Origin of the sequence: Streptomyces sp. Ru72 (assembly GCF_002920635.1) — a bacterium.
Lineage (GTDB): Bacteria > Actinomycetota > Actinomycetes > Streptomycetales > Streptomycetaceae > Streptomyces.
The window spans coordinates 46714-69701 of record NZ_PQSR01000033.1 but is presented as its reverse complement, the minus strand read 5'-3'; the positions used below and the strand labels follow the sequence as shown (position 1 = coordinate 69701).

Genomic DNA, 22988 nt, shown 5'->3' with positions numbered 1-22988 from the left:
GGGCGTGTTCCCGCGCTTCCGGCACAGCCGTATGCACCGCATGGCCGAGGTGCTGCCCGGCTCGTTCGGCCCCTTCGCCGCGGCCCTGTCCCTGAGCGCGGGCGTCCTGCTGCTGCTCCTGGCCCACGGGCTGCGCCGGCGCAAGCGCCGGGCGTGGCGCGCCGCAGTACTGCTCCTTCCGGCGGGCGCCGTGTCGGAGTACGTATACCGCCACTCGCTCGTCGGCGTGCTCATCGCGGTGGCCCTGCTGGTGCCGCTGCTGCGCCACCGAGACGAGTTCGCGGCCTTGCCCGACCCGCGCAGCCGCTGGCGCGCACTGGCCAACTTCATCCTCATGGGCGCCGGTTCCGTGGTGCTGGGCCTGGTCATCGTCAGCGTCCACTCGCACCGCATGGTCGGCGACCCGAGCCTGTCCGACCGCCTCGAGCACGTGCTGTACGGCCTGTTCGGCTTCGAGGGCCCGGTCGACTACACCGGCAACACCTCCTGGACGGTGGGCTTCTCGCTCGGCGCGCTCGGTCTGATCACCGCGATCACCACGATCTACCTGGCGTTCCGGCCCGAACACCCGGCCGCCCAGCTCACCGAGGAGGACGAGGCACGGCTGCGCGCCCTGCTGGACAAGCACGGCAGCCGTGACTCCCTCGGCCACTTCGCACTCCGCCGTGACAAGGCGGTCGTCTTCTCACCGAGCGGCAAGGCGGCGGTGACGTACCGCGTCGTGTCGGGCGTGATGCTGGCGAGCGGCGACCCGATCGGCGATGTGGAGGCCTGGCCGGGCGCCATCGAGCGGTTCATGGACGAGGCCAGGGCGCACTCCTGGACGCCCGCGGTCGTGGGCTGCTCGGAGACGGGCGGCGAGGTGTGGACCCGCGAGACCGGCCTGGACGCCCTCGAACTGGGTGACGAGGCGGTGGTGGACGTCAAGGATTTCTCCCTCTCCGGGCGCGCGATGCGCAACGTGCGCCAGATGGTGAAGCGCATCGAGCGCGCCGGTTACGAGACCCGGGTACGGCGCATCCGTGACCTCGGCGAGGGCGAACTGGAGCGCATACGACGGGCGGCCGAGGACTGGCGCGGTACGGACACCGAGCGCGGCTTCTCCATGGCGCTCGGCCGTGTCGGGGACCCGGCCGACGGTGACTGCCTGATCGCGACGGCCCACAAGGCCGACGCCGAGGCGGGACCGTACGGCGACCTCAAGGCCGTCCTGCACTTCGTCCCCTGGGGCACGGACGGGGTCTCCCTGGACCTGATGCGCCGTGACCGCTCGGCCGACCCGGGCATGAACGAACTGCTGATCGTGGCCGCGCTGCAGGCCGCCCCGAAGTTCGGCATCGAGCACGTCTCGCTGAACTTCGCGATGTTCCGCTCGGCGCTGGCCCGCGGCGAGAAGATCGGTGCGGGGCCCGTGCTGCGGGCGTGGCGGGGGCTGCTGGTCTTCCTCTCCCGGTGGTTCCAGATCGAGTCCCTGTACAAGTTCAACGCCAAGTTCCAGCCGCGCTGGGAGCCGCGCTTCATGGTGTACGCCTCCTCCCGCGACCTGCCGCGCATCGGCTTCGCCGTCATGCAGGCCGAGGGCTTCGTGAACCTGGCTCTCCCCCGCGTCCTGCGTCGCACGTCCCGGGCCCCGCGCCCGTGTGCGCACGGCGTGGCGGAACGCGGGGTACGGACCCCCAGTCGCGCCTGACAAGCCGGACAGGCCCGGTGAGGCCCCGATCCCACGGGGCCTCACCGGGCCGTCCCCGGAGCCCGGCACCAGCCGGCTCGCCGCGGCGGTCACACGTCCCCCGGGAGCCGGGTTGCGAGGGGCCCGGACCTGTCTTTGCCACGCCCCGCGACGCCGAGCTGATCCGAAAGACAGGCCCCGGGGGCCTACGCTGAACGTATGAGCACGAAGAGTGGGCGGGGCCGGGTGGCCGGTCTTCCGGTCTGGGACCGCTGTGCGGTCATGGGGGTCGTCAACGTCACCCCCGACTCCTTCTCCGACGGCGGCCGCTGGTTCGACACGACCGCCGCCGTCAAGCACGGCCTCGACCTGGTCTCCGAGGGCGCCGACCTCGTCGACGTCGGCGGGGAGTCCACCCGCCCCGGTGCCACCCGTGTCGACGAGGCCGAGGAGCTGAGGCGTGTCATCCCCGTCGTGCGCGGCCTCGCCTCCGAGGGCGTCACGGTCTCCGTCGACACCATGCGCGCCCGTGTCGCCGAGCAGGCCCTCGCGGCGGGTGCCGCACTTGTCAACGACGTCAGCGGCGGCCTCGCCGACCCCGCGATGATCCCGGTCGTCGCGGCCACGGGCGCCCCGTTCGTGGTCATGCACTGGCGCGGCTTCCTTCAGGGCGGCAACGTCAAGGGCGTCTACGAGGACGTCGTCACGGAGGTCGTGGACGAGTTGCACGCGCGCGTGGATGCCGTCCTCGAGGGCGGCATCGCCCCGGACCGCATCGTCGTCGACCCCGGTCTCGGCTTCTCGAAGGACGCCGAGCACGACCTCACCCTGCTCGCCCACCTCGACCGTCTGACCGGCCTCGGCCACCCCCTCCTGGTGGCCGCGTCCCGCAAACGCTTCCTCGGCCGCGTCCTGGCCGGCCCCGAGGGCGCACCCCCGCCCGCGCGGGAGCGTGACGCCGCCACGGCCGCCGTCTCCGCACTCGCCGCGCACGCCGGCGCCTGGGCCGTGCGCGTGCACGAGGTGCGCGCCACGGCGGACGCCGTACGCGTCGCCCGCGCCCTGGAGGACGCACGCAGGACCGGAACCCCCGAAGGAGCCCGGTGAGCACCGCCCACACCGACGTCGAACAGGTCGAACTGGCCAACACGGCCTTCTACGAAGCCATGGAGCGGGGTGACTTCGAGGAGCTGTCCTCGCTCTGGCTCTCCCCTTCCGACCTGGGCGTCGACGAGGAGTACCACGACCCGGCCGACACCGGCGTGGTCTCCTGCGTCCACCCCGGTTGGCCCGTCCTGACCGGACGCGGCGAGGTCCTGAGGTCGTACGCGCTGATCATGGCGAACACCGACTACATCCAGTTCTTCCTCACCGACGTCCATGTCTCCGTGACCGGCGACACCGCCCTCGTGACCTGCACGGAGAACATCCTCAGCGGCGGCCCGTCCCCCGACGGCGGCGAGGAGCCGGGCCCGCTCGTCGGTCAGCTCGTGGTCGCCACGAACGTGTTCCGCCGCACGTCCGACGGCTGGAAGCTCTGGTCGCACCACGCCTCCCCCGTGCTGACCGAAACCAGTGACGACGAGGAGGACGACTCCGTCTGACGGGGGTGGACGGCCCGCCCGAGTGGGTAGGCGGCCTGGAGTGGTCGGAATCACCTACTCCTGGGTATGGGCGGCTACCGGGCCATCAGCCACCGCGTTCCCCAGGGGAAACACCCGATGAACCCTCCTGCCGGTGCCGTCGGCGCGCGCCCCTGTGGGCCGACGCTGTCAGTGCTCGCAGGTAGATTCGTTCGAGACCGGTGTACCGTCCGCACCTGGTGAGAATCGGCCGCTACCGACGATTGCAGGAGTGATTCGCGTGGATCGTGTCGCGCTGCGCGGCCTGAAGGCCCGTGGGTACCACGGCGTGTTCCCCGAGGAGCGCGAGGAGGGCCAGACCTTCGTCGTCGATCTCGTCCTGGGCGTGGACACCCGGCCGGCCGCGAGCGACGACGACCTGTCGAAGACGGTGCACTACGGCGTCGTGGCCGAGGAGGTCGTCGCCCTGGTCGAGGGGGAGCCCGTGAACCTCATCGAGACGCTCGCGGAGCGCATCGCCCTGTCCTGCCTCAAGCACGCCCCGGTCCAGGAGGTCGAGGTCTGCGTCCACAAGCCGGACGCCCCGATCACGGTCCCCTTCGACGACGTGAGCGTCACCATCACCCGGAGCCGAGTATGACCGCCTTCTTCGCCGGGGGTCAGAGCGACCCGACCGTCCAGCCGGTGCCCGCCTCCGTCGTGGAGAAAGTGGATGCCGCCGACACCACCCTGCAGAATCCGAAACGGGCCGTGATCTCCATCGGCTCGAACCTGGGCAACCGCCTGGAGAACCTCCAGGGCGCGATAGACGCCCTGGAGGACACGCCGGGCGTCCGCGTCAAGGCGGTCTCGCCGGTGTACGAGACCGAGCCGTGGGGCGTGGCCCCCGGCAGCCAGCCGGCGTACTTCAACGCGGTGGTCGTCGTGAAGACGACCCTGCCCCCCTCCTCCCTGCTGGAGCGGGCGCACGCCGTCGAGGAGGCCTTCCACCGGGTGCGCGACGAGCGCTGGGGGGCGCGGACGCTGGACGTGGACATCGTCGCGTACGCCGACGTGGTCTCCGACGACCCGGTGCTCACGCTGCCCCACCCGCGCGCCCACGAGCGGGCCTTCGTCCTCGCCCCGTGGCACGACCTCGACCCCGAGGCCCAGTTGCCCGGCCGCGGCCCGGTGGCACACCTGCTCGACGCCGTCACCCGCCACGGGGTGACGCCCCGCGCCGACCTGGAACTCCGGCTGCCCGAGTAGTCGTTAAGGTCTACCGGGCCGGGGCCTCCCGGATCACCGCCCCGTGCGACCGACGGCCGGGCCGACGAAGGGACATCGTGAAAGAGCTGCGCGTCAGGACGCTGGTGGCGGTGTTCGTGGTGGCCGGAGTGCTGTCCTGGGCGGGCGCCCGCCTGTGGGACGCCGTGGGCACACTGCCCCGGGTCCCACTGGCCGCTCCCGTCGTCCTCGCCCTGATCGCCGTGGTCCTGCTGGCCACGGCGCTCTCCCTGCGCGCCCGCCTCAAGGCCCAGCGGGAGCGCCGCCAGGACGCGAAGGGCGTCGACCCGCTGATGGCGGCCCGCGCGGTCGTCTTCGGCCAGGCCAGCGCCCTGGTCGCGGCCCTGGTCGCCGGCATGTACGGAGGCACGGGTGTCTTCCTCCTGGGCTCCCTGGACATGCCCTCCCGCCGCGACCAGGCCATCTACGCCGGCTTCTCGGTCGTCGCGGGCATCGCGGTCATAGCGGCCGCCCTCTTCCTGGAGCGGGTCTGCAAGCTCCCGGAGGACGACGACCACGACGGCAACGCGGCACCCGTCTCCTGACGGGCGCCGCCAGGCGCCGAGGGCGGTCAGCGCGCCAATATCAGGCTCATCGCCTCGGCGCGCGTCGTGGCGTCCCGCAGCTGGCCGCGCACGGCCGACGTCGTCGTCTTCGCGCCCGGCTTGCGAATGCCGCGCACGGACATGCACATGTGCTCGGCCTCGATGACGACGATGGCGCCCCGGGCCTCGAGTATGCGCATGAGCGAGTCGGCGATCTGCGTGGTGAGTCGTTCCTGCACCTGCGGCCGGCGAGCGAACACCTCGACGAGACGCGCCAGCTTCGACAGGCCGGTGATCTTTCCGCTCTCGGCCGGGATGTAGCCGACGTGGGCGACACCGTGGAACGGCAGCAGGTGGTGCTCGCAGAGGGAGACGATCTCGATGTCCTTGACCAGGACCATCTCGTCGTGGCCCAGATCGAACGTCGTCGTCAGTACGTCCTCGGGCTCCTGCCTGAGCCCGGCCAGAAGCTCCCGGTACGCCCGCGCCACCCTGCCCGGGGTCTCCCGCAGCCCCTCTCGGTCCGGGTCCTCCCCGATCGCGATGAGCAGCTCCCTGACGGCGTTCTCCGCACGCTTCTCGTCGAACTCGCCGATCGTGCTCTCGCCGTTCAGCGTCACCGGGTCGGTCATGTGGTGCCTCGTTCCTGCGCCTGTGACGCGCACGGGTCGCGCGTCTCATCCGCGGCCCTGCGAAAGCGGCCGCGCCCCCCAGGCTAGAACCCTGGGGGGCGCGGCCGAAATTCCGGGGCCGGTGGGACCCGTGTTCAGCTCTCGCGGCGGTCCTCCGCAGACGCCTCCGTGGAGGAGACGGACTCCGCGGCGTTCGCGATCGCCGGCGTCGCGCCGTTCGCCCCGTTCGTCAGTGCGAGCTCCTTGGGGGAGAGCACCGGCGGGCGGGTGGACGGCGTGCGGCGCGAGGAGCCGGTCCAGGCGGGCCGCGGCGGACGCTTGACGATCGGGGCGAAGATCTCGGCGATCTCCTCCTTGCCCAGCGTCTCCTTCTCCAGCAGCTGGAGCACCAGGTTGTCGAGGACGTCGCGGTTCTCGACCAGGATCTCCCAGGCCTCGTTGTGCGCCGTCTCGATGAGCTTCTTGACTTCCTCGTCCACCAGCGCGGCGACCTCTTCCGAGTAGTCGCGCTGGTGGGACATCTCACGGCCGAGGAACGGCTCGCTGCCGTCACTGCCGAACTTGATCGCACCGAGGCGCTCGGTCATGCCGTACTGCGTGACCATCGCGCGGGCCAGGTTGGTGGCCTTCTCGATGTCGTTGGCGGCACCGGTGGTCGGGTCGTGGAAGACGAGCTCCTCGGCCGCGCGGCCGCCCAGCATGTAAGCCAGCTGGTCCAGCATCTCGTTGCGGGTCGTGGAGTACTTGTCCTCGTCCGGGAGCACCATCGTGTAGCCGAGGGCGCGGCCGCGGGACAGGATGGTGATCTTGTGGACCGGGTCGGAGTTCGGCGAGGCCGCCGCGACCAGGGCGTGGCCGCCCTCGTGGTACGCGGTGATCTTCTTCTCCTTGTCCGACATGATCCGGGTCCGCTTCTGCGGGCCCGCGACCACGCGGTCGATCGCCTCGTCCAGCATCCGGTTGTCGATCAGCTTCCTGTCGCTGCGGGCCGTCAGCAGCGCGGCCTCGTTCAGGACGTTGGCGAGGTCGGCGCCGGTCATGCCGGGGGTGCGGCGGGCGACGGCCGACAGGTCGACGTCCGGGGCGACCGGCTTGCCCTTCTGGTGGACCTTGAGGATCTCCAGACGGCCCTGCATGTCCGGGCGGTCGACCGCGATCTGACGGTCGAAGCGGCCGGGACGCAGGAGGGCCGGGTCGAGGATGTCGGGGCGGTTCGTGGCCGCGATGAGGATCACGCCGCCCTTGACGTCGAAGCCGTCCATCTCGACGAGCAGCTGGTTCAGGGTCTGCTCGCGCTCGTCGTGACCGCCGCCGAGGCCGGCGCCGCGGTGGCGGCCGACCGCGTCGATCTCGTCGACGAAGACGATCGCCGGGGCGTTCGCCTTGGCCTGCTCGAACAGGTCACGGACCCGGGAGGCACCGACACCGACGAACATCTCGACGAAGTCGGAACCCGAGATCGAGTAGAACGGGACACCCGCCTCGCCGGCGACGGCACGCGCCAGCAGCGTCTTACCGGTACCGGGCGGGCCGTAGAGCAGCACGCCCTTGGGGATCTTCGCGCCGACAGCCTGGAACTTGGCCGGCTCCTGCAGGAACTCCTTGATCTCCTGGAGTTCCTCGACCGCCTCGTCCGCACCCGCGACGTCCGAGAACGTCGTCTTGGGGGTGTCCTTGGTGATGAGCTTCGCCTTCGACTTGCCGAAGTTCATCACCCTCGAGCCGCCGCCCTGCATCTGATTCATCAGGAACAGGAAGACGACCACGATCAGGACGAAGGGCAACAGGGAGAGCAGGATGCCGACGAAGGGGTTCTGCTTGGACGGCGAGACCGTGTAGCCCTTCGGGATCTGCTTGTTCTGGTACTTGTCCTGCAGGGTGTTCGCCAGGGTCACGCCCTGGTCGCCGATGTAGCTCGCCTGGATCTTGGAGCTGCCGTCGACCTTGACGCCGTCCTTGAGCGAGACCTTGATGACCTGCTCGTCGCCGGTGGTCAGCTTGGCCGAGTCGACCCTGTTGTCATTGATCGCCTGGACGACCTTGCCGGTGTCCACCGTTTTGTAGCCGCCCGAAGAGCCGACGACCTGCATCAACACGACCACGGCAAGGACGGCCAGCACGATCCACATGACCGGCCCACGGAAGTATCGCTTCACGTCCATCCATACGGAGCGGTGCCGCCCCGTCCCTCCTGCCATAGTGAGTTTGATAAAAACAGTTCTTCCGACGGTACCCCAGGATCGCCACCCTCAGCCGCAGGGGACTACCGGCAATACCGCCCACGCATCTCCAACGGCGCGAAACCCGTTGTGGTTCCCGAACGTCTTACAAAGACCGGAATCCGGGATCCGGCCGCCGCGCGGGCGGCCGGGAGCGCCGGGCCACGGAGAGTTCAGCCGCCGTAGACGTGGGGCGCGAGAGTACCGACGAACGGAAGGTTGCGGTACTTCTCCGCGTAGTCGAGGCCGTAGCCCACGACGAATTCGTTCGGGATGTCGAATCCGACCCATTCGACGTCGATGGCGACCTTGGCGGCGTCCGGCTTGCGCAGCAGCGTGCACACCTTCAGCGACTCGGGCTCGCGGGAGCCCAGGTTGGAGATCAGCCAGGACAGGGTCAGTCCGGAGTCGATGATGTCCTCGACGATCAGGACGTGCTTGCCCTTGATGTCGGTGTCCAGGTCCTTGAGGATCCGCACGACGCCGGAGGACTGCGTTCCAGCGCCGTAGGAGGACACGGCCATCCAGTCCATCGTGACGGGGGTGGACAGCGCCCGGGCGAGGTCCGCCATGACCATCACCGCGCCCTTGAGAACGCCGACGATCAGCAAGTCCTTGCCCGCGTACTCCGCGTCGATCTTCGCGGCCAGCTCGGCCAGCTTCGCGTCGATCTCTTCCTTGGTGATGAGCACCTGCTTGAGGTCGGCACCCATGTCTTTCGCGTCCACCCGCATCACTTTCGGTCGTCCCGCCGCTTCGATTGCTCGCGCGCGTCGGGGGCCGTGCCACCGTCGAGGGCCGACCGCGGCCGGTTCACCCGCGCGGCGGCAGCCGCATGGCGGCTACAGCCCTCGCGGCGTGCCCGCGCTCTTCCTCGCGACAGCGGCGCGCCCCTTGGCCCGCTCGCGTGGCTGACCGACCCCCCGAGGGGTGGCCGGGCGCCTCCCGCAGGGGGCGTGTTCTCAGCCTTGCCGAATCACCAGTCTGCCACCCTGCCGCTGGGCGACGACTTTGCCCGGGAGATTGATGGCCCCCTGGCCCCGCCAGCCGGTGATCAGCCGGTCGACCTCCTCGATGTGCCGGGCGAAGAGGGACCCGGCCGGGGCGCCCGCCTCGATGGCGGCGCGGCGCAGGATGCGTCGGCGGACGGCGGGGGGCAGGGCGTAGAGCTTGGCGCACTCCAGGAGCCCGGAGGCGTCGCGGACGGAGGCCTCGGCCTGGCTGGCCCAGGCGTCCAGGGCGTCGGCGTCGTCGCGGGAGAGCTGCGCCGTGCGGGCGAGGGCTTCGACGACGCCTTTGCCGAGCGCCTTCTCCAGGGCGGGCAGGCCCTCGTGGCGGAGCCGGGAGCGGGTGTAGGCGGGGTCGGTGTTGTGCGGGTCGTCCCAGACGGGCAGCGACTGGGTCATGCAGGCCTTGCGGGCGGTCTGCCGGTCGATGTGGAGGAAGGGGCGGCGGTAGCGGCCGCCGGCTCCCGAGACCGCGGCCATCCCCGACAGGGAGCGGATGCCGGAGCCGCGGGCGAGGCCGAGCAGGACGGTCTCGGCCTGGTCGTCGCGGGTGTGCCCGAGGAGGATCGCGGTGGCGCCGAGGCGGTCTGCGGCGGCGTCCAGGGCGGCGTAGCGCGCGTCGCGGGCGGCGGCTTCGGGCCCTCCGTCACGGCCGACGGTGACGGCGACGGACTCGACGGGGTCCAGGCCCAGCTCGCGCAGGCGCAGGACGACCTCGGCGGCGCGCAGGTCGGAGCCGGGCTGCAGGCCGTGGTCGACGGTGATGCCGCCGGCGGAGATGCCGAGCTTGGGTGCTTCGAAGGCGAGGGCGGAGGCGAGCGCCATCGAGTCGGCGCCGCCCGAGCACGCCACGAGCACGAGCGGCGCGGACGGGCGCTCGTGGGGCGGAGAGCCGACGGTCACGTGCTCTCTCGGCCGCTCGGCGGTCTGCTCGGTCAGGATGTCGTGGAGGACGCGGCGGACCGCCAGGCGTATCGCCGCGACCGCGGGATGGGGACCCATGTCCGGTTCCCTTCATGAAGTTGTGTCGGGGGGTGAGCCCGAAGCCGGTCACTCAGAGTGTGTAGATGGTGACAGAAACGGGCCGTTCCCCGAGCATTGCACGCCAGTCCCAGGCCCACGGTCCCTCGGAAGGGTGATTGGCGGAGCGTTGACCTGCCGACGGCCGGATTACTTCACTCCGGATTCATGGCTCTCACTCCGGGGTTCACGATTCCGCCCTGCGGTGCACCCGTGCGACCCAGTCCGCCGGTTTGGCGATCTCCGCCTTGGTCGGGAGGGTGTTCGGGGAGGTCCACACACGGTTGAAGCCGTCCATGCCGACCTGCTCGACGACCGCCCGCACGAACCGCTCGCCGTCACGGTACTGCCTGAGCTTGGCGTCCAGGCCCAGCAGCTTGCGCAGGGCCAGGTCCAGGCGCGAGGCGCCCTTGGCGCGGCGCTGCTGGAACTTCTCGCGGATCTCGGCGACGCTCGGCACGACCGCGGGTCCCACGCCGTCCATCACGAAGTCGGCGTGGCCCTCCAGGAGCGACATCACCGCGGTGAGCCGGCCGAGGATCTCCCGCTGGGCGGGGGTCTGCACGAGTTCCACGAGGGAGTGGCCGTCGTCGCCCTCCTCGCCCTCCGGGCGGCCCCCTGCGAGCGACTGGACGGCCTCCCGGATGCGCTCCAGGACGGTCATGGGATCGATGTCGGTCTCCTCGAGGAACGACTGGATCTCGCCCTCCAGGTGGTCGCGCAGCCAGGGCACCGCGGTGAACTGCGTGCGGTGTGTCTCCTCGTGCAGACAGACCCACAGGCGGAAGTCGTGCGGGTCCACGTCCAGCTCCCGCTCGACGTGGACGATGTTCGGCGCGACCAGCAGCAGGCGGCCGCCGCCGTTCTCGCCGGCGGGCAGCTCGCGGGTGGGCGGGGCGAAGGTCTCGTACTGGCCGAGCACCCGGCTGGACAGGAACGACAGCAGCATGCCCACTTCCACGCCGGTGACCTTGCCGCCGACGACGCCGAGGACGGCTCCGCCGGGCGTGCTGCCGCGGCGCTGCGACATCTTGTCGAGGAGGGGCTTGAGGATCTCCCGGAAACCGGCGACGTTCGCCCTGACCCAGCCGGGGCGGTCGACGACGAGGACCGGGGTGTCGTGTACACCCTCTTCACCCATACGGGTAAAGCCCCGGACATGCTCCTCCGAGGCCTTCGCGTGGCGGCGCAGCTCGGCGACGACGGCCCGGGCCTCGTCGCGGCTCACGTCGGGGCCCGGCCGCACGAGCCGGGTCGCGGTCGCCACCGCGAGATTCCAGTCGACCATCCCAGGAGATCCGGCACCACCGATGCTCGTCATGTGTCAACGGTACGTGAGCGCTGCCGCCGGGGGCAGGGTCGAAAGGGCTCGGCCGGGCTGAGCCTCTGGTCGGGCCGCGCCCGGTGGTGCGGGCCGTGCCCACCCTCCCCGACCCCTCACCCAAGCTCTCGGCTTCGCTCGGGCACGCGCCCCCGTCGCCCTTCGAGCGGTCGTCAGCTGCAGCCGCAGGACGCCAGGGTCGCTGCCGTGTGGTCCAGGGCCGTTCTCGCCGTCGTCTGGTTCATCGAGCCTTCCGTCAGGAACGCGAACGCCAGGAGGTGGCCGTCCGCGTCGACCACCGTTCCGGCCAGCGTGTTGACACCGGTCAGGGAGCCCGTCTTGGCGCGGACGAGGCCCACGCCGGAGTGTTCGGCGGCGTCCGCGTAGCGGTCGCTCAGGGTGCCCGTGAAACCCGCCACCGGCAGACCCGTGAGGACGGCGCGCAGGTCGGGGTGGGACGAGGAGGCGGCGGTCGCCAGCAGGGCCGTCAGCAGGTCCGCGGTGAGCTTGTCGTCGCGGTCGAGGCCGCTGCCGTCGTGGAACTGGGAGCCGCCGACCGGGAGGCCCAGCTGCTTCAACCGGGCGGAGATCGCCGCCGCGCCCCCCTCGAAGCTCGGGCGGCCGCCGGTGGCGAGGGCGGTCTGGCGGGCCAGGGCCTCGGCGATGTCGTTGTCGCTGTTGGTGAGCATCCGCTCGACGACGGCGGACAGGGGCGGCGACTGCACGGAGGCCAGCGCCTCGGCGCGCGCCGTGGCCTTCGCCGCCCCGGGCTGCGAGGTCTTGATGCCGTGGCCCTGGAGCAGGCGGGCGAACGCGCGGGCCGCGTCGGCCGCCGGGTCCGTGCCGCGCGGGGCCGGCCCACTGGAGGTGTCGTCCGTGCGGCCCTCGTCCACCATCAGCGCGGTGACCGGGGACAGGTTGTCGTTGACGCCGATGGGGTGCAGGGCCGGGCCCGTGAACAGGGAGGTGTCGTACGAGAGGGTCACCGAGGTCAGGTGGCGCGTCTTCAGGGCGGCGGCGGTGTCGTCGGCCAGGGTGCGCAGGCTCGCCCAGCCCTCGGCCTGCTTGCGGGCGGTCAGCGTCGGGTCGCCGCCGCCGACCAGGACCAGGTGGTCGCTGCCGGGCTCCAGCACCGCACGCGTGGTGAAGCGGTGGTCGGCGCCCGCCGCGGAGAGCGCGGCGACAGCGGTGGCGATCTTCGTGGTCGAGGCGGGGGTCAGCGCGTCGTCCCCGCCCACGGCGTACAGGCGCTTCCCGGTGGTCACGTCGACGACCGCGGCGCTGCGCCGGGTGCCGAGGGCGGGGTCGCGCAGGAGCGGGCCGAGTACGGCGGCGAGGGGCTTGTCCTCGGGGGCGGACTTGGTGGTGGCGCCGCCGAGGGCGACGAGCACGGAGGCGGCGCTCGGGGCGGGAGCGGGCGCGTCCGCCGCCGTACCGGCCCCGTGATCTGCGCCACCCCGGCGGTCCCACGCCACGGCGAGGTCGCGCTCGGCCGTACGCTGGCCGGAGGAGTCCCAGGGACCGGCGGCGGTCACGGCCCCGGCCGCGAGCGCGAGGCCCACGGTGGCGGCGACGGCCGCCAGCTGCGGGGTCGTCAGCCTCCCGTGGGGCGGGCGTACGGCGCGCGCGACCCGTGCGACGTGCGGCTTCGCCCCCCTCGTGATTCGCGTCACACCGGGTCGCGCGGTTTCGGCGATCCGCCGGGCGCGGGGTCCCACAGCCTGGGTCATGCGCGTGAGGTGCGGTTTCGCGGCCTGCGCGACCCGCACGAGACGCGGTCCCGCGGCCCGCCAAGGCCCCAGCTCCGGCACGACCACCAGCCCCTTTCGCGATCACACTCCTGCGTGAGGGACACTTAACCACCAGAACTATGTGCTGATCATGGAGGAGCCACCGGTGGAGTTCGACGTCACGATCGAGATCCCGAAGGGTTCGCGGAACAAGTACGAGGTGGACCACGAGACCGGTCGTATCCGCCTCGACCGTCGACTCTTCACCTCGACCAGCTACCCGGCCGACTACGGTTTCGTGGAGAACACCCTGGGTGAGGACGGCGACCCGCTGGACGCTCTGGTCATCCTGGAGGAGCCGACCTTCCCCGGCTGCCTCATCAAGTGCCGCGCCATCGGCATGTTCCGGATGACCGACGAGGCCGGCGGCGACGACAAGCTGCTGTGCGTGCCGGCGTCCGACCCGCGCGTGGAGCACCTGCGGGACATCCACCACGTCTCCGAGTTCGACCGGCTGGAGATCCAGCACTTCTTCGAGGTCTACAAGGACCTGGAGCCCGGCAAGTCCGTCGAGGGCGCCGACTGGGTGGGCCGCGCTGACGCCGAGGCCGAGATCGAGCGCTCCTTCAAGCGCTTCAAGGACCACGGCGGTCACTGACCGCTCCGACCTCCAGCGGGCCGCGTGACCCTCCCGGGTGACGCGGCCCGCTGGCGTAGGTGCGCATACTGGGGCGCACGGGAGGTACCCACGGGACACGCGCGCACGGAAGGGCAAGGAAGAAGCAGGTGGCGGAGCCGGACGGGGTGGACCGCAAGCCGCGGTCGGACCAGGCGAGGGGCGTGTTCGCGCCCGACGGGCGAGGCGGGAGCGAGTCCGCCACGACCCTGGCCTTCACCGTCCCCGCGAGCGTGGGCGCGCCGGCGGCGGTCGGCGGTGAGTCGTCCACGACGTCGGAGTTCGCCCTCCCCGAGGGCCTGGAGGTGGCGGCGGCCGGTGCCGATTCCGAGACGACGTCGGAGTTCGCCCTCCCCGAGGGCCTCCAGGTTCCGCAGCCGACCGCCGCCGAGGCCGAGGGATCCGCGTTCAGCCCGCCGAGCACGTACAGCGCCCGCAGCGCCCCGCCCGCCTTCACCCCTCCCTCCGGTATACCGGCGGTGCGGCTCACCAAGGAGGCGCCCTGGCAGGACCGGATGCGCGCGATGCTGCGCATGCCGGTGACCGAGCGGCCGGCGCCGGAGCCCGTGCAGAAGATCGGCGAGTCGGGTCCCGCCGTGCCGCGCGTGCTCGACCTGACCCTCCGCATCGGCGAACTGCTGCTGGCGGGCGGCGAGGGTGCCGAGGACGTGGAGGCGGCGATGTTCGCGGTCTGCCGGTCCTACGGCCTCGACCGCTGCGAGCCGAACGTCACCTTCACCCTGCTGTCGATCTCCTACCAGCCGTCCCTGGTGGAGGACCCCGTGTCGGCCTCGCGGACGGTCCGCCGCCGGGGCACCGACTACACCCGCCTGCAGGCCGTGTTCCGGCTCGTGGACGACCTCACCGACCCGGAGACCTCGATCTCCCTGGAGGACGCCTACCGGCGGCTCGCCGAGATCCGCCGCAACCGGCACCCCTACCCGGGCTGGGCGCTGACCGGAGCGAGCGGGCTGCTCGCCGGTGCGGCCTCCATACTCGTCGGCGGCGATCTCATCGTCTTCGTCGCGGCCGCGCTGGGCGCCATGCTCGGCGACCGGCTCGCGTGGCTGTGCGCGGGCCGCGGACTGCCGGAGTTCTACCAGTTCCTGGTGGCCGCGATGCCGCCGGCCGCGATCGGTGTCGCGCTCACGCTGGCCCATGTGCCCGTGGCCGCCTCCGCGGTGATCACCGGTGGACTGTTCGCGCTGCTGCCCGGGCGGGCCCTGGTCGCGGGCGTGCAGGACGGGCTGACCGGCTTCTACATCACCGCCGCGGCGCGCCTGCTGGAGGTCATGTACTTCTTCGTGGGCATCGTCGCCGGCGTCCTGGTGGTCCTCTACTTCGGGGTGAAGCTGGGCGCCGAACTCGATCCGAACGCGGCCCTGCACCTCGCCGAGCGGCCCGTCGTGCAGATCGTGGCGTCGATGCTCCTGTCGCTGACGTTCGCCGTACTGCTCCAGCAGGAACGGTCCACCGTGCTGTGGGTGACCCTCAACGGCGGCGTCGCCTGGAGTGTGTACGGCGCGCTGCACTACCCGGGCGGGCTGTCGCCGGTCGCCTCCACGGCTGTCGCGGCCGGACTGGTGGGACTGTTCGGGCAACTGCTGTCGCGCTACCGGTTCGCGTCCGCGCTGCCGTACACGACCGCGGCGATCGGGCCACTGCTGCCCGGCTCCGCCACGTATTTCGGGCTGCTGTCCATCGCCCAGAACAACGTCGACAAGGGCCTGGTGTCGCTGGCCAACGCGGTGTCCCTGGCGATGGCCATCGCGATCGGGGTGAACCTGGGCTCGGAGATCTCCCGGCTGTTCCTGCGGTTCGGGTCCGCCGGGGGGCGCCGGGCAGCCAAGCGGACCAGAGGGTTCTGACCCCCGCGGCCCTAGTAACCCCGGTTGTACGGGTACTGCTGCTGGGGCTGCTCGTACTCCTGCGGCGCCTGCTGCCCGTACTGCTCCTGGGGGTACTGCTCCTGGGCGTACTGCTGTTGCGGGTACTGCCGGTAGTCGTAGCCCGAGCCCTGGTGCTCGTTCTGGTGCTGGTTCTGGTGTTGGTTGCCGTACTGCTGCGGGTACTGGCGGTCCGGGGAGATACGGCGCAGCTGGGTCGTCGCGTCGTCCATGACCGGGGACTGGGCCTGGGCCTGGGGCTGGGGCTGGGACGCGGTCTTCTTCGACTGGGAACGGGCCCGCAGGAACTCGATGATGATCGGGATCACCGAGACGAAGACGATCAGGATCAGGATCAGCTCGATGTTCTTGTGGACGAACGCCACGTTGCCCAGCCAGGAGCCCAGAAGCGTGACGCCCGCGCCCCACAGGACGCCGCCGATGACGTTGAAGGCCAGGAACGAGCGGTACTTCATGCCGCTGACGCCGGCGATGATCGGCGTGAACGTGCGCACGATGGGCACGAAGCGGGCCAGCACCAGGGACTTCGGGCCGTGCTTCTCGAAGAACTCGTGCGCCTTGGTGACGTTCTCCTGCTTGAAGAGGCGGGAGTCCGGGCGCCTGAAGAGCGACGGTCCGACCTTCTTGCCGAACATGTAGCCCGCCTGGTCGCCCAGGATCGCGGCGAGGCAGATCAGGCCGATCGCCCCCCACAGCGGGAACTTCATCGTCCCCGCGGTGATCAGCAGGCCGCAGGTGAACAGCAGCGAGTCACCCGGCAGGAAGAAGCCGATGAGCAGGCCCGACTCGGCGAAGACCACCAGGACCAGACCCCAGATGCCGAAGGTGTCGAGCAGGTAGTTCGGATCCAGCCAGCTCGGTCCGAGGGCAAGCGACATCACGGTTCCGGGCTCCTGAGGGGTGAGGGGACGTACGTACGGCGTCCTGGGGCGGCCGTCACGCAGGCACTGGCCGGACAAAGCTATCAACGCACGGTGTCCCCGGCAGGTTCCCCCGGTGTCCCCGCGATGCACTGTGCGGGAACTCGGCCACGGCTGTGCGGCCGCTCCCCCGGTGGCCCTCACCCCTCGTGGCCGTCATCCTTCGTGGCGGGCCGCGTTCGCCACGATCGCGTCCCTGAGGTGCTCCGCGAGGCCCGGGCGCATGGAGTCGTAGTACGCCTTGAAGCGCTCGTCGGAGACGTACATCTCGGCGAAGCACCGGTGCATCTCGTACGGGACCTCGAAGTACCACCTGCTGATGTGCTGCCGATGCTCCTCGGCCAGGTCCATGGCGCGTTCGCCGGCCGGCGGTTCGCCGGCGGTCATCAGGGCGACGTAGCGCTCCTCCCAGGCGCCGACCTCGGCCTTGATGCGCTGCCAGTCCTCCTTGGTGTAGCGGGCGGCGCGGCGCTGCGACTCGGCCCACGCCTCGGTGTCGCCCCAGCGCGCCTGCGCCTCCTCCGCGTACTGCTCCGGGTCCTTGTCCCCGAAGACCTCGAACCTCTCCTCGGGCGTGAGGTTGATGCCCATCTTGCGTGCCTCCATGGCGTGCTCCACGGCCGCCGCCATCTTCTGCAGCTTCTCGATCCGGGCGGTCAGCAGTTCGTGCTGGCGCCGCAGGTGCTCCCGCGGGTCCGCGTCCGGGTCGTCGAGCAGAGCGGCAACCTCGTCGAGCGGGAAGCCGAGTTCTCGGTAGAACAGGATCTGCTGCAGCCGGTCGAGGTCGGCGTCGCTGTAGCGCCGATGACCGGCGTAGGTGCGCTCACTGGGTGTGAGCAGGCCGATCTCGTCGTAGTGGTGCAGCGTGCGCACGGTCACACCGGCGAAGCCGGCCACCTGGCCCACCGAGTAGCTCACTTCCGCTCCCTTCTGGGTACGTGCCTCAGCCTCGGGCCTCACGTCGCGTGAGGTGCAAGGGGAGGAGCCCGCACGCGGACGGAACCATGATTCGTTGAACCGACGAGACCGGCGACAGGAAACCGAAGCATCACCGGCTCCGCCTACGCGATGGGAGACGCAACGCCATGCCGCTCCACACTGGCCCGGGGACACCCGAAGAGCGCCCGAGGTCGATGAACCCCTTCTACGGGGAGGCCAATCCGGTCGTCGAGATGACCGAGGCGCCGCCCAGGCACCGGCTGCCCGCGGGCCCGATGCTGCCCACGACCGCCTACCAACTGGTCCACGACGAACTGATGCTGGACGGCAACTCGCGGCTGAACCTCGCCACCTTCGTCACCACCTGGATGGAGCCCCAGGCCGGCGTGCTGATGAACGAGTGCCGGGACAAGAACATGATCGACAAGGACGAGTACCCGCGCACCGCCGAGCTGGAGCGCCGCTGTGTGGCGATGCTCGCCCACCTGTGGAACGCGCCGCACCCGGAGGCGGCCGTCGGCTGTTCGACGACCGGGTCCAGCGAGGCGTGCATGCTCGCCGGGATGGCGCTGAAGCGGCGCTGGGCGCGGCGCAACGCGGACCGCTACCCGTCCGGCAACGTCCGTCCGAACCTGGTGATGGGTGTGAACGTGCAGGTCTGCTGGGAGAAGTTCTGCAACTTCTGGGAGGTCGAGGCGCGCCAGGTGCCCATGGAGGGCGACCGGTTCCACATCGATCCGCAGGCCGCCGCCGACCTGTGCGACGAGAACACGATCGGCGTCGTCGGCATCCTCGGCTCCACCTTCGACGGTTCCTACGAGCCGATCGCGGAGCTGTGCGCGGCCCTGGACGCCCTCCAGGAGCGCACCGGTCTAGACGTCCCCGTGCACGTGGACGGCGCCTCCGGAGCCATGATCGCGCCGTTCCTCGACGAGGACCTGGTGTGGGACTTCCGGCTGCCGAGGGTCGCGTCGATCAACACCTCCGGGCACAAGTACGGGCTGGTCTACCCGGGCGTGGGCTGGGCGCTGTGGCGGGACGAAGAGGCCCTGCCCGAGGAACTCGTCTTCCGCGTCAACTACCTGGGCGGCGACATGCCGACCTTCGCGCTGAACTTCTCCCGGCCCGGGGCCCAGGTGGCCGCGCAGTACTACACCTTCCTGCGGCTCGGCCGGGAAGGGTACCGGGCGGTCCAGCAGACCACACGGAACGTCGCGCGGGGCCTCGCCGAGCGGGTGGAGTCGCTCGGCGACTTCCGGCTCCTCACCCGCGGCGACGAGCTGCCGGTGTTCGCCTTCACGACGGCGCCGGACGTGGAGGCGTACGACGTCTTCGACGTCTCGCGGCGGCTTCGCGAGTACGGCTGGCTGGTGCCCGCGTACACCTTCCCCGCCAACCGGCAGGACCTGTCCGTCCTGCGCATCGTGTGCCGCAACGGCTTCTCGACGGACCTGGCGGACCTGTTCCTCGAGGACCTGACCCGCCTGCTGCCCGAACTCAGGCGCCAGCCGCACCCGCTGACCCGTGACAAGGAGGCGGCCACGAGCTTCCACCACTGAGCCGCCGCTCGCCGGCCTGGCTCACCCCGCCTGCGCCAGGGCCACCAGTTCGAACGCCGTTTTCCCGTCGAGCGACTCCCGGAGGATGTCCGCGTGCCCCGCGTGCCGGGCCGTCTCGCGGATCAGGTGGAGCATCAGCCAGCGCATCGAGACCCGCTCGTCCGGCGGGAACCAGGGGTCGTTCGGCAGTGCGAAGGTGTCGTCGAGGCTCGGCACGGCGCGGATGAACGCCTCGGTCCCGGCCGCGACCTCCTCCCAGTACGCGAGCTGCGAGGCGACCGTCTCGCCGTCGAGGAGCTGGAAACACTCGTGCCAGTTCGACTCGTCCCGCTTGACCGCGGGGGGCTCCCCCTTGGCCCGGGCGACCCAGGTCTGTTCGACCTCGGCGACATGCTTCAGCAGGCCGCCCAGGGACAGCTCACTGGCGCTCGGGCGGGTCCTGGCCTGCTCCTCCGTCAGTCCCAGCACCGCCCGGCGGATCCCCCCGCGCTGCTCTTCCAGGAACGACAGCAGCGCCCCTCGCTCGTCTCCCTGTGCCTCGGCTCGTACGTGCGTGACCATGGCTGCCGCCCTTCGTCGGTCCGGTTCTCCCTGACACGTACGACGCTACGGGCCCTTGCGGTCAGCTTCTGTCCGCAAGGGTCCGCCACTTGCGCGGGAACTAGAAGGGGAACGCGCTCCGCCCGTGCTGGATCGAGATCCACTTCAGCGTGGTGAACGCGTCCACCGTCGTCTCGCCGTTCAGCCGGCCGATGCCCGAGTTCTTCTCGCCGCCGAACGGGACCAGTGGCTCGTCGTGGACCGTGCCGTCGTTCACGTGGAACATGCCCGTGTCGATCTGCTGGGCGAAGGCGACACCGCGCTCGACGTCGGAGGTGTGGACGGCGCCGCTGAGGCCGTACGGGGTGTCGTTGACGAGGCGGACGGCCTCCTCCTCGCCGTCGAAGGGGATGAGCAGCGCGACCGGGCCGAAGATCTCCTGCCGCAGGATGGGGGAGCCGGCGGGGACGTCCGTGAGGACGGTCGGCTCGACCAGGTTGTCGGTGGTCGCGCCGTGCACCAGCGCCGTGGCGCCCTCGGCGATCGCCTGCCGCACCACACCGGTGATCGCGTCCGCCTGCGAGGAGTTGATGACCGGGCCGATCACGGTCTCCGCGTCGCGCGGGTCGCCCGCCTTCAGCGACTTCACCTTGGCGACGAACTTCTCGGTGAACTCCGCCAGCAGCGAGCGGTCCACCAGGACGCGGTTGGCGGCCATGCAGACCTGGCCCTGGTGCACGTACCGGCTGAAGACGGCCGCGTCGACCGCGTAGTCGACGTCCGCGTCGTCAAGGACCACCAGCGCGCTGTTGCCGCCCAGTTCCAGGACCGAGCGCTTGAAGTGGGCGGCGCAGACGGTCGCGACATGGCGGCCGACCTTGTCGGAGCCGGTGAAGGAGATCACCTTCGGGATCGGGTGCTCGAGGAACGCGTCGCCTATCTCCGCTATGTCGGTGATCACCACGTTGAGCAGCCCGCCCGGGAGCCCCGCGTCCTCGAAGATCCTGGCGACCAGGGAGCCGCCGACGACCGGCGTGTCCTGGTGCGGCTTGAGGACGACGCCGTTGCCGAGCGCGAGCGCCGGGGCGACCGACTTGATCGCCAGCAGGAACGGGAAGTTGAACGGGCTGATCACACCGACGACACCCACGGGCACGCGGTAGAGGCGGTTCTCCTTGCTGTCGACGGGCGAGGCGAGGATCTTGCCCTCGGGGCGCAGCACCAGCTGGATCGACTCGCGCAGGAACTCCTTGGCGAGGTGCAGCTCGAAGGCGGCCTTCAGCCGGGTGCCGCCCAGCTCGGCGATGATCGCCTCGGCGATCTCGGCCTCGCGGTCCTCCAGGAGCCCGAGCGCCTTCTCGAACACCGCCCGGCGGACGTAGGGGTTGGTGGCGGCCCACTCCTTCTGCGCGGCCGCGGCGGCCCGGTAGGCCTCGTCGACCTCGTCGACCGTGGCTATCGTGATCGACGCCAGCTTCTCGCCGTCGTACGGGTTGAAGTCGATGATGTCCCAGGAGCCGGTGCCGGGGCGCCACTCACCGCCGATGTACTGCCGAGCCAGATCGGTGAAGTAGGACGACGACATGTGATCCCTCAATCCCTTTGCAGCCGAAGCAGACACCCGTTTCCGCACCCGCGCTCACGTCACGGCCTGATCGCGCGTCATCGTACTTGCGTCAGCTGGGAGTTGGAGGGCTCCTGGGGATACTCCCGGTAGGGCCTCAGGAAAGCTGGAGCAGCCCCCGCAGCAGATCGCGGCTTTCGTCCGGGCCGGGGCTGTCCTGCTGCAGCTCCTTCATCGCGGCCTCGTACTGGGTCACGTCCTCGCGTTTGTCCAGGTAGAGCGCGCTGGAGAGCTGTTCCATGTACACCACGTCGGACAGGTCGGACTCCGAGAAGCTGAGAATCGTGAAGGAACCGCTCTCGCCGGAGTGCCCGCCGAAGCTGAACGGCATGACCTGCAGCCGTACGTTGGGGCGTTCGGAGAGGTCGATCAGATGCTGCAGCTGGCCGCGCATCACCTGCCGGTCGCCGTAGGGGCGGCGCAGTGCGGCCTCGTCGAGGACGACGTGGAACTGCGGGGCGTTCTCCGAGACGAGGTACTTCTGCCGCTCGAGGCGCAGCGCCACCCGGCGGTCGATGTCCTCGGCGCTCGCGCCCTTCATGCCCCGGGAGACCACCGCGTGCGCGTACGCCTCGGTCTGCAGCAGGCCGTGCACGAACTGGACCTCGTAGGACCGGATCAGGTGCGCCGCACCCTCCAGGCCGACGTAGGTCGGGAACCAGTTGGGCAGGACGTCCGAGTAACTGTGCCACCACCCCGCGACGTTGGCCTCCTTCGCGAGGGAGAGCAGGGACGTGCGTTCGGCTTCGTCGGTGATCCCGTACAACGTCAACAGGTCCTCGACATCCCGCGTCTTGAAGCTCACCCGTCCCAACTCCATGCGGCTGATCTTCGACTCGGAGGCGCGGATCGAGTAGCCGGCCTGCTCCCTGGTGATGCCGCGTGTCTCCCGCAGGCGCCTGAGGTGGGATCCCAGCAGAATGCGCCGCACCACCGAACCGCTCGAGTCCCCAGCGCTCACTTCGTCAGCCTCCCCAACGTCCTTCAGATCGCGCAGTCTGCCACTAAAACACTCCGAGCTGTACTCGTGCGGTTACAGAAATAGAAAGGAGACAAGGATGAGGCGCAGGGGGAGTTGAGGGAGGGCAAGCGGGAGGGAAGAAAGTGGCTGAAGAAATAAGGGGAAACGGTGCGGGAGCGGCCAATTCCGGCGCGTGCACGTGCATCTGCCCTTGCATCTGGTTGGCTCATCCGAAACCATGGTTCCGCGCCACCGCTGCATCGCCACGACCGCGAACACCCGGGAGTGCCTCGCATGGGGACGAATGGATCGACCATGCTCGAGCCCTTACGGCAGGGACTTCCGCCGCTCGATCCCGCGGCCGTGTCCAGCGCCGCCTCCTGTGCCCTGCCCGCCCGCCTCGAAGCGGTGCGCGAGGCACGGCGGTTCACCCGGGCCACGCTCGGGCAGTGGGATGTGGGCGAGCGTTTCGACGACGTCTGCCTGGTGGTCTCCGAACTCGTGACCAACGCCCTGCGCCATGCCCTGCCGGCCTGCGCCGTGCGCCCGGGCGAGCAGGACCCGCCGGTGCGACTCCACCTCATGCGCTGGACCACGCGTCTGGTGTGCGCGGTGCGCGACCCCAGCCACGACAGTCCGGTCGCGGGCGACTCGGAGGACTTCTCGGCCGAGTCGGGCCGCGGGCTGTTCCTCGTCGAATCGTTCGCGGACAGCTGGGGCTGGCACCCGCTGGCGGGCACCCTGAGCGGCAAGGTGGTCTGGGCGCTGTTCCGGCTGCCGCCGGCGCAGGTGTGTCCTGAGTGATGCCCCACGGCACTTTCGGGTGCCGAAGTTCTACGCGTGTTACACGCCTGCGGCGTCCCGAGTCGC

21 protein-coding genes are annotated in these 22988 nt (G+C 70.6%); 10 read left to right on the top strand and 11 right to left on the bottom strand.

What is annotated here, in order from left to right; genetic code table 11:
- The 6 genes from C3488_RS17830 to C3488_RS17805 all read left to right on the top strand — a co-directional run.
- Window positions 1-1690, top strand: a 1690-nt coding sequence (locus C3488_RS17830; RefSeq protein WP_181139064.1) for a phosphatidylglycerol lysyltransferase domain-containing protein, incomplete at its 5' end; no start/stop codon positions are given.
- A 198-nt stretch (window positions 1691-1888) separates the two neighbouring features.
- Complete coding sequence (gene folP / locus C3488_RS17825; protein WP_103840520.1) at window positions 1889-2776, top strand: dihydropteroate synthase; 888 nt, start codon at window positions 1889-1891, stop codon at window positions 2774-2776.
- The gene (locus tag C3488_RS17820) at window positions 2773-3273 is read left to right on the top strand and encodes a nuclear transport factor 2 family protein (RefSeq protein ID WP_103840518.1); all 501 of its coding nucleotides are present in this window, start codon (window positions 2773-2775) and stop codon (window positions 3271-3273) included. The genes folP and C3488_RS17820 overlap by 4 nt, the downstream gene beginning before the upstream one ends.
- A gap of 259 nt (window positions 3274-3532) precedes the next feature.
- The gene (gene folB, locus C3488_RS17815; protein ID WP_103840516.1) at window positions 3533-3892 is read left to right on the top strand and encodes a dihydroneopterin aldolase; all 360 of its coding nucleotides are present in this window, start codon (window positions 3533-3535) and stop codon (window positions 3890-3892) included.
- Window positions 3889-4500: a 2-amino-4-hydroxy-6-hydroxymethyldihydropteridine diphosphokinase gene (gene folK / locus C3488_RS17810; protein WP_103840514.1), complete on the top strand. Its 612-nt coding sequence runs from the start codon at window positions 3889-3891 to the stop codon at window positions 4498-4500. The genes folB and folK overlap by 4 nt, the downstream gene beginning before the upstream one ends.
- A 77-nt stretch (window positions 4501-4577) precedes the next feature.
- Entirely contained in the window at window positions 4578-5063 is a 486-nt protein-coding gene (locus C3488_RS17805) for a DUF3180 domain-containing protein (RefSeq protein WP_103840512.1), read from the top strand.
- A 26-nt stretch (window positions 5064-5089) separates the two neighbouring features.
- On the opposite strand, the gene folE is transcribed toward C3488_RS17805, so the two are convergent.
- The 6 genes from folE to dacB all read right to left on the bottom strand — a co-directional run bounded on the left by folE (window position 5090) and on the right by dacB (window position 13079).
- Window positions 5090-5695 (bottom strand): GTP cyclohydrolase I FolE, encoded by a 606-nt coding sequence (gene folE / locus C3488_RS17800; protein ID WP_103840510.1) that lies wholly within the window; start codon window positions 5693-5695, stop codon window positions 5090-5092.
- Between the two features lie 134 nt (window positions 5696-5829).
- Window positions 5830-7857 (bottom strand): ATP-dependent zinc metalloprotease FtsH, encoded by a 2028-nt coding sequence (ftsH, locus tag C3488_RS17795; RefSeq protein WP_103840508.1) that lies wholly within the window; start codon window positions 7855-7857, stop codon window positions 5830-5832.
- A gap of 230 nt (window positions 7858-8087) precedes the next feature.
- Window positions 8088-8648, bottom strand: a complete 561-nt coding sequence (gene hpt / locus C3488_RS17790) for a hypoxanthine phosphoribosyltransferase (RefSeq protein WP_103840506.1) — start codon at window positions 8646-8648, stop codon at window positions 8088-8090.
- 228 nt (window positions 8649-8876) lie between these two features.
- Complete coding sequence (gene tilS, locus C3488_RS17785) at window positions 8877-9923, bottom strand: tRNA lysidine(34) synthetase TilS (protein ID WP_103840504.1); 1047 nt, start codon at window positions 9921-9923, stop codon at window positions 8877-8879.
- A 205-nt stretch (window positions 9924-10128) separates the two neighbouring features.
- A complete protein-coding gene (locus C3488_RS17780) occupies window positions 10129-11262 on the bottom strand; it encodes a zinc-dependent metalloprotease (RefSeq protein ID WP_103840502.1) in 1134 nt (377 codons plus the stop codon).
- A gap of 173 nt (window positions 11263-11435) precedes the next feature.
- Window positions 11436-13079, bottom strand: a complete 1644-nt coding sequence (gene dacB, locus C3488_RS17775; protein ID WP_103840500.1) for a D-alanyl-D-alanine carboxypeptidase/D-alanyl-D-alanine-endopeptidase — start codon at window positions 13077-13079, stop codon at window positions 11436-11438.
- A 79-nt stretch (window positions 13080-13158) separates the two neighbouring features.
- On the opposite strand from dacB, the gene C3488_RS17770 reads away from it, so the two are divergent.
- Window positions 13159-13650 carry an inorganic diphosphatase gene (locus C3488_RS17770; protein WP_103840535.1) on the top strand — a complete coding sequence of 164 codons (492 nt, stop codon included), beginning with the start codon at window positions 13159-13161 and terminating at the stop codon, window positions 13648-13650.
- Between the two features lie 128 nt (window positions 13651-13778).
- Complete coding sequence (locus C3488_RS17765) at window positions 13779-15536, top strand: threonine/serine exporter family protein (RefSeq protein ID WP_181139063.1); 1758 nt, start codon at window positions 13779-13781, stop codon at window positions 15534-15536.
- Window positions 15537-15547: 11 nt separating this feature from the next.
- Here the strand turns inward: C3488_RS17765 and C3488_RS17760 are convergent, their stop codons facing one another.
- Together C3488_RS17760 and C3488_RS17755 are read right to left on the bottom strand one after the other, a co-directional pair.
- Complete coding sequence (locus C3488_RS17760; protein ID WP_374955428.1) at window positions 15548-16453, bottom strand: VTT domain-containing protein; 906 nt, start codon at window positions 16451-16453, stop codon at window positions 15548-15550.
- A 198-nt stretch (window positions 16454-16651) separates the two neighbouring features.
- The gene (locus C3488_RS17755) at window positions 16652-17413 is read right to left on the bottom strand and encodes a MerR family transcriptional regulator (RefSeq protein WP_103840496.1); all 762 of its coding nucleotides are present in this window, start codon (window positions 17411-17413) and stop codon (window positions 16652-16654) included.
- A 167-nt stretch (window positions 17414-17580) separates the two neighbouring features.
- Between C3488_RS17755 and C3488_RS17750 the strand changes: the two genes are divergently transcribed.
- Window positions 17581-18993, top strand: coding sequence for a glutamate decarboxylase (locus tag C3488_RS17750; protein ID WP_103840494.1), 1413 nt, complete (start codon window positions 17581-17583; stop codon window positions 18991-18993).
- Window positions 18994-19014: 21 nt separating this feature from the next.
- Here the strand turns inward: C3488_RS17750 and C3488_RS17745 are convergent, their stop codons facing one another.
- From C3488_RS17745 to C3488_RS17735, 3 genes are all read right to left on the bottom strand, one after another.
- Entirely contained in the window at window positions 19015-19554 is a 540-nt protein-coding gene (locus C3488_RS17745; protein ID WP_103840492.1) for a DinB family protein, read from the bottom strand.
- Between the two features lie 100 nt (window positions 19555-19654).
- Window positions 19655-21118: an aldehyde dehydrogenase family protein gene (locus C3488_RS17740; RefSeq protein WP_103840490.1), complete on the bottom strand. Its 1464-nt coding sequence runs from the start codon at window positions 21116-21118 to the stop codon at window positions 19655-19657.
- A 136-nt stretch (window positions 21119-21254) separates the two neighbouring features.
- Window positions 21255-22091 carry a helix-turn-helix transcriptional regulator gene (locus tag C3488_RS17735; RefSeq protein ID WP_181139066.1) on the bottom strand — a complete coding sequence of 279 codons (837 nt, stop codon included), beginning with the start codon at window positions 22089-22091 and terminating at the stop codon, window positions 21255-21257.
- Window positions 22092-22433: 342 nt separating this feature from the next.
- Here C3488_RS17735 and C3488_RS17730 point away from each other — a divergent pair, with 342 nt between their 5' ends.
- The gene (locus tag C3488_RS17730) at window positions 22434-22922 is read left to right on the top strand and encodes an ATP-binding protein (protein WP_374955427.1); all 489 of its coding nucleotides are present in this window, start codon (window positions 22434-22436) and stop codon (window positions 22920-22922) included.
- Window positions 22923-22988 lie beyond the last annotated feature (66 nt).